Source organism: Yinghuangia seranimata, assembly GCF_029953285.1.
Taxonomy (GTDB): domain Bacteria; phylum Actinomycetota; class Actinomycetes; order Streptomycetales; family Streptomycetaceae; genus Yinghuangia; species Yinghuangia seranimata.
This window is the reverse complement of record NZ_JASAOI010000022.1, coordinates 122,978-136,640: the sequence shown is the minus strand read 5'-3', so window position 1 is coordinate 136,640 and position 13,663 is coordinate 122,978. Positions and strand designations below refer to the sequence as shown.

Below are 13,663 nucleotides of genomic sequence, written 5' to 3'. Positions count from 1 at the left end.
GGAGCACCGCCATGTCCCTGTCCACATTCGCCACCAGCCGTCGCACGGTGCTGCGCGCCGCCGGAGCCGGCGCCGTCGCACTGGGCCTGGCCGGGTGCAAGTCGGCGGTGGACGAGAAAAGGGACCAGGCCGCTCCCGCGGGCTCGGGCGGGGCGCCGAAGCGCGGGGGGACGCTGCAGATAGGCAGCATCAGCGACCTCACCCCGGCGTTGCTGTTCACCCAGAACTCGCTCACCGCGCTGCACCGCCTGGTCTTCAACACGCTGACCGGGTACGACCCCAAGACGCTCCAGCCGCAGCCGCAGCTCGCCACGTCGTGGCAGGTCGCACCGGACGGCACGAGTGTCACGTTCCAGCTGAGAGAGGGCGTCAAGTTCCACTCCGGGCGCCCGTTCACCGCGGACGACGTGGTGTGGGCGATCCAGAACCTGAAGGACCCGAAGCGCAGCGCGCAGCTGAGGGCCACGGCGGCCGTGGTGTCCGACGTCTCGGTCAAGAGCCCGACGGAGCTGACGCTGCGGCTGGCACATCCGGTGAGCAACCTGTTCGACCTGTTCGAGTTCATGGTCATCGCGGACAAGGAATCCGTCGAGGACGCCGTGGCCGGCAAGAGGATCGTCGGCACCGGGCCGTTCGCCCTCAAGAGCTGGACGCCGGGTGCAGGGCTGTCGTTCACGCGCAACCCCGACTACTTCGTCCCGGACCGCCCGTACTTCGACGGCGTCGAGGTGCGGATCATCCCGCAGGCCGACGCGCTGCTCGTGGCGCTGCGCAGCAAGCAGGTCCAGCTCGCCATCGGTCTCAGCGGGCGGGACGTCCAGCCCGTCAAGGACGACGGCCAGTTCAGCATCCGGCAGTTCGACCACGGCTCGGGTGCCGTGTACGTGGGCGCCAACGTCTCGGTGAAGCCGCTGGACGACAAGCGGGTGCGGCAGGCGGTGTCGTTCGCGGTCAACCGCGACCGCATCCTGCAGCAGGCGCTCGGCGGGTACGGTCTGGCCTCCTCGACGCCGTGGCCCAAGTCGTCGCCGGCGTACTCGGACGCGACCGCGAAGCGCTACGCGTACGACCCGGCACGGGCCAAGGCGCTGCTGGCGGAGGCCGGAGCGGGCGAGCTGAGCCTCCCGCTGGCCCACCTGGCGCTGCCCAGCTACACGGTGGCGGCGCAGATGGTGCAGTTCGACCTGCAGCAGGTCGGCGTCAAGACCACGCTGGAGCCGCTCGACGCGGCGAAGTTCCAGACCCAGCTGATCAACCAGACGATGCCCGCGCTGTGGGTCGGCGGCCACGGGTTCGCGCAGGTGCACCCGTCGACGCTCGCGGTGAGCGCGTACCCGTTCAACGAGGCGAAGAACACCTCGAAGTTCTCCGACCCGCAGTACACGGAGATCGTGCAGAAGGCGTGGAACCAGGCGGACGCCGACAGCGCCGCGGCGAAGGCCGCGTACCAGGACCTCAGCGAGGTGCTGCTCGACCGGCAGTTCGTGATCGACCTGGTCGTCCTGGCGAACCTGTACGCGTCCACGAGCAACCTTCAGGGCGTCACGCAGAACCTGTACGCGGACACCGTCCTCGACGACGCCTACCTGGCGTGATGCGGCGATGACCGGCTACCTGCTGCGGCGGCTGCCCTCGGCCTTCGGGGTGCTGCTGCTCGCCTCCTTCGCGATCTTCCTCGTGCTGCGCGCCGTGCCGGGCGACCCCGCGGAGACGCTCGCCGGGTCCGACCCGTCGCCGGCCGCGGTGGACGCCATCCGGCACGACCTCGGCCTGGACCGCCCGCTCCTCGCGCAGTACGCGAGCTGGCTCGGCCACGCGGTGCGCGGCGACTTCGGCCGCTCCTACCTGATCGGCGGATCGGTCTCCGACCTGCTCGGGCAGCGCATCGGCAACACCGTCGAACTGACCCTCGGGGCACTGGTGTTCAGCGTCACGCTGGGACTTGTGCTGGGGGTGCTCGGCGCGACGGTGAAGAACCGCTTCGGACAGACGCTCCTGTCCGCGTTCAACTCCGTGTCGCTGGTGGTGCCCGGCTATGTGACCGGATTCGTGTTCGTGTTCCTGTTCGCGGTCACGTGGCAGGTGCTGCCTGCCGGCGGCCACGAGTCGATCCTCGCGGACCCGCAGATCGGCTTCCAGTACGTGCTCATGCCGGCCCTGGTGCTGGCCCTCCCGGTGTCGGCGATCCTGTCGCGCTATGTGAAGGACGGCATCGAGCAGGCGCTGAGCGAGGACTACGCGCGCACCGCGAAGTCCCTCGGCGTCCCGCCGCGCCGCCTGCTGTGGCGGCACGCGCTGCCGAACGCGCTGCCGCCGGTGCTGACGGCGCTCGGCATGCAGATCGGCGTGCTGCTCGGCGGCGCCGTGGTCATCGAGGCGGTGTTCGCGTGGCCCGGCCTCGGCACGCTCGCCGAACAGGCGGTGACTCGCCGGGACTACCCCGTGGTGCAGGCCCTCCTGCTGTTCCTGGTCGCGGTGTTCGTGGTGGTGCAGCTGCTCACCGACATCGCGTACGCCCTCCTCGACCCGCGTGTCCGGCTGGGGTGACCGCCATGACGACACTGACCGCCGTCCCCGCGTCCGCCGCCGTCCGCAGGCCGCGGATCCGCAACCGCTACCTGCGCGGGCTCGCCACGCCGCGCGGCGTCATCGGGCTGGCCCTGGTCGGGCTGGTCCTCGCCGTAGGGCTGGCCGCGCCGCTGCTGACCTCGTACGACCCGGACTTCCAGACCGCGGACGCCCTGGTCTCCCCGGGGACGGGCGACCACCTGTGGGGTACCGACGAGATCGGCCGCGACCTGCTGAGCCGGCTGCTGTACGGCATCCGCTCCGACGTCCTCGTGGTGCTGGCCGCCGTGCCGATCGCGGCGCTGGTCGGCTGCGGGCTGGCACTGCTCGCCACCGCGCACCGCGCGGCCGACGTGGCCGTGCAGCGGCTGTTCGACCTGCTCCTGTCGTTCCCCGGCCTGATCCTCGGCCTCACCGTCACCGCGATCATGGGCGTCGGGCGCGGCACGATCATCGTGGTCATCGCGCTCGTCGAGACCCCCGCGTTCGGCCGCCTGCTGCGCGGCGCGATCCTCGTGCACCGCGACCGCGAGTACGCGGTCGCCGCCCGGGTCGGCGGCGCGGGCCCGCTGCGGCTGCTGACCCGGCACGTGCTGCCGAACGCCGCCGACCCGGTGGTCGTGCACGTCGCCCTGGCCATGTCGGTGGCGGTGATCCTCGAAGGCGCGATGAGTTTCATCGGCATCGGCATCCGCCCGCCCGAGGCGTCGCTGGGCAGCACGCTGGCCGCGTCCCGGCCCTACCTGGAGGACCATCCGGCCTACGCGCTGGGGCCGTTGGCGGTCATCACCGCGCTGGTGGTCGGCCTGAACCTGATCGCGGAGGCACTGAACCGAGGAGCCCGACGATGACCGTCTCCGTCGAGAAGCCGGTCGCGCCCGCCGCGGCCCCGACCACCACGCCCCTGCTCAGCGTGCGCGGCCTGCACGTGGCGTTCGACTCGGAGCGCGGGCCCGTGCACGCCGTGCGCGGCGTCGACTTCGACCTCGCGCGCGGAGAGACGCTCGCCATCGTCGGCGAGTCCGGCTCCGGCAAGTCCACCACCGCGCTCGCCCTCAACCGCATGCTGCCCGCCGCCGGGCGCATCACCGCCGGGTCGGTGCTGCTGGACGGCGCCCTCGACCTGGTGACGGCGTCCGAGGCCGAACTGCGCGAGGTGCGCGGCGCCCGCATCGGGATGGTCTTCCAGGACCCGATGACGTCGTTGAATCCGCTGCTCACCGTGGGCCGGCACCTCGACGAGGCGATGCGCGCGCACGGCGTCGACCGCCGGCGCCGTACCGCCCGCGCGGCCGAACTCCTGGACCTGGTGGGCATCGCGGAGCCCGCGAAGCGCCTGCACGACCACCCGCACCAGTTCTCGGGCGGCATGCGGCAGCGCGTGATGATCGCGCTGGCGCTGGCGAACGAGCCGGATGTGCTGCTCGCCGACGAACCGACGACCGCGCTCGACCCGACCGTGCAGGACCAGATCCTCACCCTCGTCGAGGACCTCGGCCGCACCCTGGGCACCGCCACGGTGCTGATCACCCACAACATGGGGGTCGTCGCGCGGTCCGCGGCACGCGTGCTGGTGCTGTACGGGGGCCGGGTCGTCGAGCAGGCGTCCACGGCGGAGGCCCTGGGGACGCCGGAACACCCGTACACCATCGGTCTGTTGCGCGCGGTGCCGCGTCTCGACGCGCCGTACGGGACCCGGCTCGAAGGCATCCCCGGCACCCCGCCCGACCTGGCCGCGCCGCCGGTCGGCTGCGCGTTCGCCGACCGCTGCCCGCTGGCGGGCGACCGGTGCCGCACGGAGCAGCCGCCGCTGCGGACGCTCCCCGGCGGACGCACGGTGGCGTGCTGGGTCGAGGACGCGCCGGCCGTTCTCACGGCGGCCGGCAGTCGGTCCGCCGCTGCGGCGAAGCCGAAGGCGCCCCTGGCGGAGGTCGCGGACGCCGCCCCGGTGCTCGCCGTCTCGTCGCTCGGCAAGGTCTTCCGGTCCCGCCGCAACCGGGTCGTCGCGCTCGACGACGTCTCGCTGGAGCTGTTCCGCGGCGAAACGCTGGGCGTCGTCGGCGAGTCGGGGTCCGGCAAGTCGACGCTGGTGCGCACGCTCGTCGGCGTCCACTCGGCCACGTCCGGGCGGATCCTGTTCGAGGGCCGCGACATCACCCGGCCCGGCCGCGCCGACCAGCGCGCGCTGCGGCGCAGCGTGCAGATGGTGTTCCAGGACCCGTACGCGTCGCTCAACCCGCGTCTGACGGTCGGCGCGATCGTCGCGGACCCGCTGGTGTCGCAGGGCATCGGCACGCCCGCGGAGCGCCGCCGCCGGGTCGGCGAACTGCTCGAACGGGTCGGCCTGGACGCGTCCGCCGCGGACCGCCTGCCGCGCGACTTCTCCGGCGGCCAGCGGCAGCGCATCGGCATCGCCCGCGCGCTCGCGCCCGAGCCGTCCGTGCTCATCTGTGACGAACCGGTGTCCGCGCTCGACGTGTCGGTGCAGGCCCAGGTGGTCAACCTGCTCGCCGACCTACAGGCCGAACTCGGCCTGTCCATGGTCTTCATCGCGCACGACCTCGCCGTCGTCCGGCAGGTCTCGCACCGCATCGCCGTCATGCGGGCCGGGCGCGTCGTCGAGACCGGGCCCGCCGAGGAGCTGTGCGCGCACCCGCGCCACCCGTACACCCAGGCGCTGCTGGCCGCCGTCCCCAGTCCCACCCCCGTGTCGGCGCGCGCCGCCGCGTAAGGAGCACCACCCGTGAGCGAGCACACCGCACACACCGGGTCCTCGGACCCGCGCCGCCGCGACCCGTACGCCGGATTCCCCGGCCGGGTCGGCCGCACCTTCGCCGAGTCCGCGCCCGCGTGGCCCGAACGCCCCAAGGCCCGCGCGGGCGCGCCGAACGTCGTCGTCGTGCTCATCGACGACATGGGCTACAGCGACACCGGGCCGTTCGGCTCCGAGATCCCGACCCCGGCGCTGGACGCGCTGGCGGCGCGCGGCGTCCGGCTGACGAACTACCACACGATGCCGCTGTGCTCCCCCGCCCGCGCGGCACTGCTCACCGGCCTGAACCCGCACCGCGTCGGGTACTCGTTCGTCGCCAACGCCGACCCCGGCTTCCCGGGCTACGCGATGGAGATCGCCGACGACATCCCGACCCTGCCGCAGCTGCTGCACGACGCCGGATACGCCACCTTCGCCGTCGGCAAATGGCACCTCGTGCGCGACTCGGCGTCCAACGCGGCCGACGACCGCCGCAACTGGCCGCTGCAGAAGGGCTTCGACCGCTACTACGGGGTCCTGGAGGGCCTCACCAGCCTGTTCCACCCGCACCAGCTGGTGCGCGACAACAGCCCCCTCGACATCGACGAACTGCCGTCCGACTACTACTACACGGACGACATCACCGACGAGGCCATCGGCATGATCACGTCGTTGCGCGCGCACGACGCCGACAAGCCGTTCTTCCTGTACGTCGCGCACAACGCCGTGCACGGCCCCCTCCAGGCCAAGGCCGCCGACATCGAACGCCACAGCGGGCGCTACGACGACGGCTGGGACGCGCTGCGCGACACCCGCTTCGCCAAGCAGCTCGACGACGGCCTGTTCCCCGACGGCACCCGGCTCCCGCAGCGCAACTTCGAGCGGGGCCACGAGGTCGGCGCCTGGGACGACGTGCCCGAGGACGCGCGCGCCCGCTACGCCCGCTACATGGAGGTGTACGCGGCGATGGTCGACAACATCGACCAGAACCTCGGCCGGCTCACCGCGGTCCTCGACGAGCTCGGCGAACTCGACAACACGATCATCGTGTTCACCTCCGACAACGGCGGCACGGGCGAGGGCGGCGCGGAGGGCACCCGCGCGTACTTCAAGCGCTTCGTCCACCACCCCGGACTGCCGGAGGAGTGGAACGGCGACGTCGACCGCGACCTCGACCTGATCGGCGGGCCGCGCAGCCTCGTCCACTACCCGCGCGGCTGGGGCATGGCCTCCAACACGCCGTTCCGGCTCTACAAGGGGCAGACCTATGCGGGCGGTGTGCGCGTCCCGTTCGTGCTGTCGTGGCCCGCCGGGCTGTCGCGCGGGGACGGCGACGGCGGGGTGCGCCCGCAGTACCAGTACGTCACCGACGTCCTGCCGACGCTGCTCGAACTCGCCGGCGTGGAACGGCCGGACGAGCGCCGCGGCGCGCCGACGCAGGAGCTGGACGGCGCGTCGTTCACCGGCGTCCTCACCGACCCGTCGGCGGTCTCCGCGCACACCGAGCAGTACAGCGAGATGACCGGCAACCGCAGCTTCTACAAGCACCCCTACAAGCTGGTCACCCAGCACCGGTTCGGCGCCGAGTACAGCGACGAGGAATGGGCGCTGTACGACATCGAGGCCGACCCGACCGAGACCGACGACCTCGCCGCCGACCGCCCCGACACCGTCAAGGAGCTGGCCGCGGCGTGGGAGGCGGCCGCGTGGCGCAACGGGGTCTTCCCGCTCACCGACGCCTCCGGTCATCTCGTGCTGCGCGGTCCCGACGAGGCCGCGCTCCGCGAGCCTGTGCGGATCCTCGCGGGCACGCCCGAACTCGAGCGCTACCGCTCGGCGAAGCTGGTCTCGTTCCGCGACTTCGAGGCCGCGATCGAGATCGGGCGGCACGGCGCCGACGACGCGGGCGTCCTGCTGTCGCACGGCGACCAGGGCGGCGGCTACAGCGTGTACGTCGAGGACGGCCACCTGTGGTTCGCCTACAACGAGTACGGCGAACTCCACGAGGTCGACGCCGGCGAACTCGCCCCGGGGCCGCACCTGGTGGTGCTGCGGGCACAGACCCGGCCGCGGTTCCGCTGGGACTTCGTCGTCTCCGTCGACGGCGAGGACACCGCCTGGCTGGAGGGCGTGCACCTGCTCATCGGCATGGCGCCGCTGCAAGGCGTCAGCGTCGGCGTGGACCGCAAGTCCCCGGTGTCCTGGCCGGTGTACGAGCGGCACGGCGCGTTCCGCTACAGCGGCGCGCTCCGCGCCGTGACCTACACACCGGGCGCACCCGCCGCGTACGACCCGGAGACGGTGGTCCGCACGCTCCGCGAGGCGGCCGCGACGTACGAGTGAGCGCCGCGTGATCCATCTCGCGCGCCCGCGCGGTCCCGGGACCGTGCGGGCGCTATCGTCCCGTCGGGTGACCACTGAACGCATCCCGCCGCCGCTCGTCGGCGATGAACGCACCATGCTGCGCGCGCACCTCGACTACCACCGCGCCACGCTCGCCTGGAAGTGCGACGGCCTGGACACCGAGCGGCTGCGGGAACTGTCGATGCCGCCGTCGACGCTGTCGCTCCTCGCGCTCGTCCGGCACATGGCCGAGGTGGAGCGGACCTGGTTCCGTCGCGTCATCAACGGCGAGGACGTCCCGCTGGTGTGGTCGGACTCGTTCGACTTCCAGGAGGCGTACGACGCCTCGGAGGCCACCCGCGAGGAGGCCTTCGCGGCCTGGGAGGCGGAGGTCGCGCACGCCCGGCGCATCGAGGCGGCCGCCCCGTCGCTCGACGTGACCGGGTATCAGGCGCGCTGGGAGGAGGACGTGTCGCTGCGCATGGTCATGCTGCACATGATCCACGAGTACGCGCGGCACAACGGGCACGCCGACTTCCTGCGCGAAGGTGTGGACGGCACGGTCGGCGCGTGACCGTGCCGCGCGGCGGCCGCCCGCGGTGATCCCCCCGGTGATCCCCCCGAGGCCGCCGCCCGCGTGCCGTCCCGGGAACGCGGGCGACGGCGCCCGGAAATCCGTGCGCCACGGCCGTCAGGAGACCGGCAGGGCCATCCTGGCGATCGAGTCGTCGTCGCAGGTCGCCCAGAACGCGCCGACGACGTCCTCCAGGTGCGTCATGGACTCGGCCCGGAACAGCACGTCCTGGTAGTGCGTGATGTCGTACGTCGTGGTGCCCATCGCCGCCAGGTCCAGCGGGCGGATGTCCATGCCGCGGAACTCGCGGATCTCGCCGTACGACGACAGGATGCCCGCGCCGTACGCCTTCAGCTCGTCGCCCTCGGTCATCACGCCGAACTCGAGCGTGAACCAAAACACCTTGGAGACGAACTCCAGCGCCTCCCGCGACTCGACCCGGCGCGCGGCCTCGCCCGCCAGCCGGTACAGGGCCGCGAACCGGTCGCTGGCCAGCGCGTTCGCGTGCCCGATGACCTCGTGGATGACGTCCGGCTCGGGCGTGTACAGCGGCACGCTGTGGTGCCGGATGTACTGCGTGGAGTGGAAGTACGAGTCGGCGAGCGTGCCGTAGAACTCGCGCAGCTCGACCAGGCCCGCCGCGGGCAGGTAGCGGAAGCCCGTGAGCGGCTCCAGCCACTCGCTGACCTCCTGGAGCTGCGGGATGCGGTCGTCGGGCAGCTTCAGCCGCTCACAGCCGTGCAGGTACTCGGCGACCGCCAGCTCCCGGTGCGCGACCGCCAGCTCGGCGGACACGATCCGCCACACCTCGTGCTCTTCCGGCGTGTAGTCGACGACGGGGATCGGCTCGCCGGCCGTGTGCGCGAGCGCGAGCTCCGCGATCCGGTTCCGCCGTTCGCGGTACACCAGGTCCGCGAAGCCCGGGTGGCTCTTCGACAGCTCGACCTCGATGCTGCCGTCGGCCCGCCGGGTGACCGGAGCCAGGTACTGCGCTTCCTCGAACATCGCCGCCTCCTCGTGGGGCCGGACCGATCCGGTGCCTGATCCGGTTGGTAGACCGGGTGACTGAGGAGAACCGCACAGCGGCACCGTGCGGCCAGGGGGCGTGACGGGTGCCGTCCGCCCCGCTATGTCCAGTATGCGCCGTGCGGCCGTGGGTGACGGCTCGACCGGTCGCGGCCCGGACGGGCAGCGGTGCATCTGCGAGGGATCGCCTCGACTGGCTCCATCGGATACCCGGCGCGGCGCCCGAGGCAAGATCCACCGGAAGAAAGGTGGACTGGCCCGACGGATCCGGCCACCCCGGGTGCGACGGGAGGGACGGGAGCGGCGCGACAGGCGGGGTGCGGGGCGGAGCGGCCTCGAATGTGGGCGGCGGGGCGGGCGGCGCCGGGGGCGACGGGCTGGGCGTCAGCGGTGCTGCCGGCCGGCGAGCTTGTCGAGCTGGGACCGGACGATGGTGGTCGGCAGCGGCGGGGCGTTCTTGGCGGGCTCGTTGACGGTCGAGGCGACCAGCAGCACCGAGCTGCTGCGGACCACGGTGTACGGGATGGCCATGGGGCCCGCGTCGGTCGTCAGCGTGAACGTGAAGGCCGTCGCACGGTCGCCGAAGCCGGGCGGGTCGGTGCGGGCAGCCGACGCGGGGGCGAGGCTGCCGTCAGCCTGACGGACGCCGAACGTGCCGCAGCTCGGCAGCGCCCGTTCCGCGGCGTCCAGGAGCTTGTCGGCCTCGCCCTGGCGGTACTGCTGGAGGTTCAGGTGCGAGCCGCCGGTGTCGGCCTCGCTGCCGAGGTACAGGCCGGCGTCGGCCTGCCCGGTCGGGGCGACCTTGGCCGAACGCCCGGCGACCAGGTCCAGCACCGGCTGGCACTCCTTGCGGTCGGTCTGCGGGACCTCGCCCGCGCCGACCTTCTGGCCGCCGCCGACCAGCTGCCAGCCGGCCGGGAGCTCGGGCTGGGTGAGCAGCGCCGAGGCCAGCTGCGTGTCCGACAGCGCGTCGGGGGCGGGCTCGGCGCGGTCGTCGTCCCCGCCGCACGCGGCCGCCGCGAACAACGGGACGACCGCCACGAGGGCGGCGGCACGGACACGGCGGCGGGACACGGCGGGCATACGGCTCCTGGGGCGGGGCTAGCCGCGCTCGGCGGCGGCGAGCTTGGCGAGCTGGGCGCGCACGATCGCGTCGGGCACGGCGGCGGGCTCCGGGCCTCCGGGGTCGAAGGCGCTGAACTGCACGACGACGTTCCCGGAGCGCACGAAGGTGGACGGGAGGGTGAAGGTGTTGCCGCGCAGGCTGACCGCGATCGTGCCGCGCAGCGCCTGGTCGCCGAGGTCGGGCGCGTCCTGCATGGCCACGGCGTAGCCGGTGGTGACGCCCTGCGCGTCGCGCGCGCGGAAGTCTGGGCACGCGGCCAGCGCGGCCCTGGCGGCGTCGAACAGCGCGGGCGCGTCGCCGGGGCGGTAGGTGCGCATGCTGATGGAGAACAGCGCGTCCTCCTTGCCGTCGGCGACCAGGCCGACCGCGCCGTACCCCGTCGGGGCGACCCCCGCGCCGGACCCGGTCATCAGGTCAGCGAACGGCTGGCACTCGGGCCGCTCGGTCCGGCCGGTGTCGTCGTCGGTGGCCTTCTCCCCGATCGACCACCCGGGCGGCAGATCCGCCTGCACCAGCCGCACCCCGGGCAACGCCTCGGGCGCCAACGAGGCCCCCGCCTCGGCCGCCTGACCGGGAGCACCCACCACCGACGGAGCGGACGCCGGCGCAGGCGCACTCGCAGCGACCGGCACGGTCCCCCCGCCCTTCCCCCCGCCGGCGGCACACGCGGCCACGACGACCAGCGTCGGGAGTGCGGCGGAGGCGAGCAGGCGACGGGAGGTGGTGCGCATGAAACGGTCCCTCGACGGACGGTGCGGTCGGCGGCAAGTTAGGCATCATCGCGCACAAACCCCCACGCCCGCACCCGAGCCCCCACCGCCCCCACCCCTCCGACGAGCCCACCAGCCCGACGAGACCCCTCCGCGAGCAGAGCCGCGACGAGGCCGCACCAGGCCCTCCGACCCCTCCTTCGGCCTAAGCACCCCCTCACTCGCTGCGCTCGCTCCGCCGCGTTGCCAGGACGGCCGTCAGAGCCCGCTGTCCTCCAAGTGCGACCGAGTACGGGTTGGGCGCCGATGTGGGTGCGAGGCTCTGACCGCCGCAGAGGACCCGCTGCTGTCCGGGGATCCTGCCGGGGCCACGCCGCCGGGGTGGTTGGGGTGTCCGTGGTCGTCGGTGTGGGCAACGCGCTCGGTTCCGCGGTCGCTTCGGCCGCGGTCGGCGGGGCCCCTCAGCCGCCGGCGAGTCGGGCGGCGATGTGCGCGCACGCGAGGCTCTGACTACCGCAGCGGCCCGCACCGGTCCGCACGGAGCGGTGCCTGTGCGCTGGCCGCCTCGTTCCGTCTGTCGCGGTTATCCCGCCGGGGTCGGGGCAGTCGTCGGCGGGGCTGGGGGCGTCCCCGGGTCCGGGGGCGGTGTCGCCGGGGCGGTCGGAGCGCTCGGGGCCGCGGGCGGGTTGGCCGCGGGCGGCGGGGAACCCTCGGGTGCCGTCGGGGACTTGGTGTCCGTCGGGGCGGCAGGGGCGGTCGTCGCGGGCCTGGTGTCCGTCGGGGCGGCGGGGGTGCTCGTCGGGGGTGACGGGCGGCCGTGCGGGGGGAGTTTGGCGAGTGCGGTGCGGACTATCGCGTCCGGGATCGTGACCGGGGCGTAGGCGCTCGGGTCGGACGACATGAACTGGGCCACCACGTCGCCGATGCGGACGATCGTGTACGTGACGGTGCGTTCGGCGCCGCGGCGGCGGGTGGTGACCGTTCCGTGGAGGGCTTCGTCGCCGAGGCCTGGGGCGGGGGTCAGGGTCTGGCGGTAGTCGGCGTCGCCGCTCGGGTCGCGGACTTCGAACGTTTCGCAGGTTGGGAGTGCCGTGCGGCCCGCGGTGAGGAGGGCTTCGGCGGCGCCGCGTTCGTAGGAGCGGAGGGTGATCGCGAAGGTGCCCGCCGGGGCGAGTTGGGAGACGAGGCCGGTGCGGGCCGTGGCGCCGGGGCGTATTCGGTCGCCGCCGCCTTGGACGAGGTCGGCGACCGGCTGGCATTCGGGGCGGGACGCGGGGCCGGTCCGGTCGTCGGGGAGCTTGGTGGTCGGCGTCCACCCGTCGGGCAGGTCCTTCGCGGTCACGAGCGCCGCGCCCAGCGGATCGCGCACGGCCTCGGCCCGGCATCCGGCGGCTCCGGCGGCGGCCACCGCGACGGCGGCCGCGCTCGCGGCGAGGCGGCGCAGCGGCGCGGAAGGGGCGGGCACCGCGGCTCCTCTCGTCGGATGTCCGTTGCGGGACAACTACGAAACAACGCAGTCGGGGCCGCATCATCGCGTACGACGACGCGGCCCCGCCCGTCGGGTCAGCCCTTGCGGGCCGTGGCCACCTTGTCGACCTGCGTCTTGAGGATCGTGTTGGGCAGGTCCTTGGGGAAGTTGCCCGTCGTCGGGTCGCCGACGCCGCTGATGCCGACGAGCGCGTTGCCGCTGCGCACGATGGTCAGGATGCCGCTGGGGTTGGCCTCGGAGGGGTTCTTCATGGACTTCTCGTCGCCGTAGGTCAGCAGCAGGCTGAGGGTGCCGTCGCCGAGCTTGCCGACCTTGTCGGTGGTGACGTTCAGCTCGAACAGCGTGACCACGCCCTTGGCGTCCTTCGCGGAGAAGTCCAGGCAGGGCGTGCTGGTCGAGTTGTCGGCGACCGCGGCGGCCTTGTCCAGGAGTTCCTGGGCGGTGCCGGGCGCGAATTCGGCGAGCTGGACCGTGTAGACGCCGGTGTCGCCGGGGCCCTTCATGGTCTCGGTGGCCTGGGCGACGGGGTTGCGCTTGCCGTCGCCGGAGAGCAGGTCGTAGATCGGCTGGCAGACCGGCGGCGTGATCTTCGCCGGCTGCGTTCCGCCGTTGGCCGCGGGGGCGACCGACCAGCCGGCCGGGAGGTCCTTCGCGGTGAGCAGTGTGGTCTTGAGCTTCGCGGCGTCGAGGGCCTTGCCGGCCGGGGCCTTCGCGGTGTCGGACGGGGACGCGGCGGGGGCGGGCGCGCTGGAGGCCGGGGCCTGGGCGGGGGCGGACGCGCCGGCGTTCTGGGCGGTGCTGTCCTTCTTGTCGCTCTTGTCGTCGGAGCCGAACTTGCAGGCGGTGCCGAGGAGCAGGAGGGGGACGACGGCGGCACCGGCCAGCCGCATGCGGGCAGAGCGCATCGGTTCGTGGTCCTTCGTTCAGTGGGGGGACGACATCTGCATCGATTCCGACCCGAATCGGTCGGAAGTGGTCGCAAGATGTTCAACCGCGTGATCGTAGCGAGGGGATTTGGCTGCGGTCCGGGTGTCGACCCCTGTGGCTCGGACTTGGCCGGCGCTTGGCCGTACCT

At 73.2% G+C, this 13,663-nt stretch carries 11 protein-coding genes; 6 read left to right on the top strand and 5 right to left on the bottom strand.

All coding sequences use genetic code 11. The features are described 5' to 3' along the window. Positions 1-11 precede the first annotated feature (11 nt). The 6 genes from QI554_RS15060 (at position 12) to QI554_RS15035 (ending at position 8,237) form a co-directional block, all read left to right on the top strand. A complete protein-coding gene (locus QI554_RS15060) occupies positions 12-1,595 on the top strand; it encodes an ABC transporter substrate-binding protein (RefSeq protein WP_281470219.1) in 1,584 nt (527 codons plus the stop codon). A 7-nt stretch (positions 1,596-1,602) separates the two neighbouring features. After that, entirely contained in the window at positions 1,603-2,547 is a 945-nt protein-coding gene (locus QI554_RS15055; protein WP_281470218.1) for an ABC transporter permease, read from the top strand. Between the two features lie 5 nt (positions 2,548-2,552). Then, a complete protein-coding gene (locus tag QI554_RS15050) occupies positions 2,553-3,419 on the top strand; it encodes an ABC transporter permease (protein WP_281470217.1) in 867 nt (288 codons plus the stop codon). After that, positions 3,416-5,299 (top strand): dipeptide ABC transporter ATP-binding protein, encoded by a 1,884-nt coding sequence (locus tag QI554_RS15045; RefSeq protein WP_281470216.1) that lies wholly within the window; start codon positions 3,416-3,418, stop codon positions 5,297-5,299. The genes QI554_RS15050 and QI554_RS15045 overlap by 4 nt, the downstream gene beginning before the upstream one ends. Before the next feature lie 12 nt (positions 5,300-5,311). Continuing rightward, positions 5,312-7,663, top strand: a complete 2,352-nt coding sequence (locus tag QI554_RS15040; protein WP_281470215.1) for an arylsulfatase — start codon at positions 5,312-5,314, stop codon at positions 7,661-7,663. A gap of 67 nt (positions 7,664-7,730) precedes the next feature. Further along, entirely contained in the window at positions 7,731-8,237 is a 507-nt protein-coding gene (locus QI554_RS15035) for a DinB family protein (RefSeq protein ID WP_281470213.1), read from the top strand. A 117-nt stretch (positions 8,238-8,354) separates the two neighbouring features. Here the strand turns inward: QI554_RS15035 and QI554_RS15030 are convergent, their stop codons facing one another. The 5 genes from QI554_RS15030 to QI554_RS15010 form a co-directional block, all read right to left on the bottom strand. Beyond that, positions 8,355-9,242, bottom strand: a complete 888-nt coding sequence (locus tag QI554_RS15030; RefSeq protein ID WP_281470211.1) for a phenylalanine 4-monooxygenase — start codon at positions 9,240-9,242, stop codon at positions 8,355-8,357. A 405-nt stretch (positions 9,243-9,647) separates the two neighbouring features. Further along, the gene (locus QI554_RS15025; RefSeq protein ID WP_281470209.1) at positions 9,648-10,346 is read right to left on the bottom strand and encodes a hypothetical protein; all 699 of its coding nucleotides are present in this window, start codon (positions 10,344-10,346) and stop codon (positions 9,648-9,650) included. Positions 10,347-10,364: 18 nt separating this feature from the next. Then, positions 10,365-11,120 (bottom strand): hypothetical protein, encoded by a 756-nt coding sequence (locus tag QI554_RS15020; protein WP_281470206.1) that lies wholly within the window; start codon positions 11,118-11,120, stop codon positions 10,365-10,367. A 562-nt stretch (positions 11,121-11,682) separates the two neighbouring features. Continuing rightward, positions 11,683-12,564, bottom strand: coding sequence for a hypothetical protein (locus QI554_RS15015; protein ID WP_281470205.1), 882 nt, complete (start codon positions 12,562-12,564; stop codon positions 11,683-11,685). 98 nt (positions 12,565-12,662) lie between these two features. After that, positions 12,663-13,493 carry a hypothetical protein gene (locus tag QI554_RS15010; protein ID WP_281470204.1) on the bottom strand — a complete coding sequence of 277 codons (831 nt, stop codon included), beginning with the start codon at positions 13,491-13,493 and terminating at the stop codon, positions 12,663-12,665. Positions 13,494-13,663 lie beyond the last annotated feature (170 nt).

Excerpts from the sequence above, each read along its gene's own strand:
- QI554_RS15060 (WP_281470219.1), top strand. The coding sequence starts at position 12 with ATGTCCCTGTCCACATTCGCCACCAGCCGTCGCACGGTGCTGCGCGCC.
- QI554_RS15055 (WP_281470218.1), top strand. The coding sequence starts at position 1,603 with ATGACCGGCTACCTGCTGCGGCGGCTGCCCTCGGCCTTCGGGGTGCTG.
- QI554_RS15050 (WP_281470217.1), top strand. The coding sequence starts at position 2,553 with ATGACGACACTGACCGCCGTCCCCGCGTCCGCCGCCGTCCGCAGGCCG.
- QI554_RS15045 (WP_281470216.1), top strand. The coding sequence starts at position 3,416 with ATGACCGTCTCCGTCGAGAAGCCGGTCGCGCCCGCCGCGGCCCCGACC.
- QI554_RS15030 (WP_281470211.1), bottom strand. The coding sequence starts at position 9,242 with ATGTTCGAGGAAGCGCAGTACCTGGCTCCGGTCACCCGGCGGGCCGAC.
- QI554_RS15025 (WP_281470209.1), bottom strand. The coding sequence starts at position 10,346 with ATGCCCGCCGTGTCCCGCCGCCGTGTCCGTGCCGCCGCCCTCGTGGCG.
- QI554_RS15020 (WP_281470206.1), bottom strand. The coding sequence starts at position 11,120 with ATGCGCACCACCTCCCGTCGCCTGCTCGCCTCCGCCGCACTCCCGACG.
- QI554_RS15010 (WP_281470204.1), bottom strand. The coding sequence starts at position 13,493 with ATGCGCTCTGCCCGCATGCGGCTGGCCGGTGCCGCCGTCGTCCCCCTC.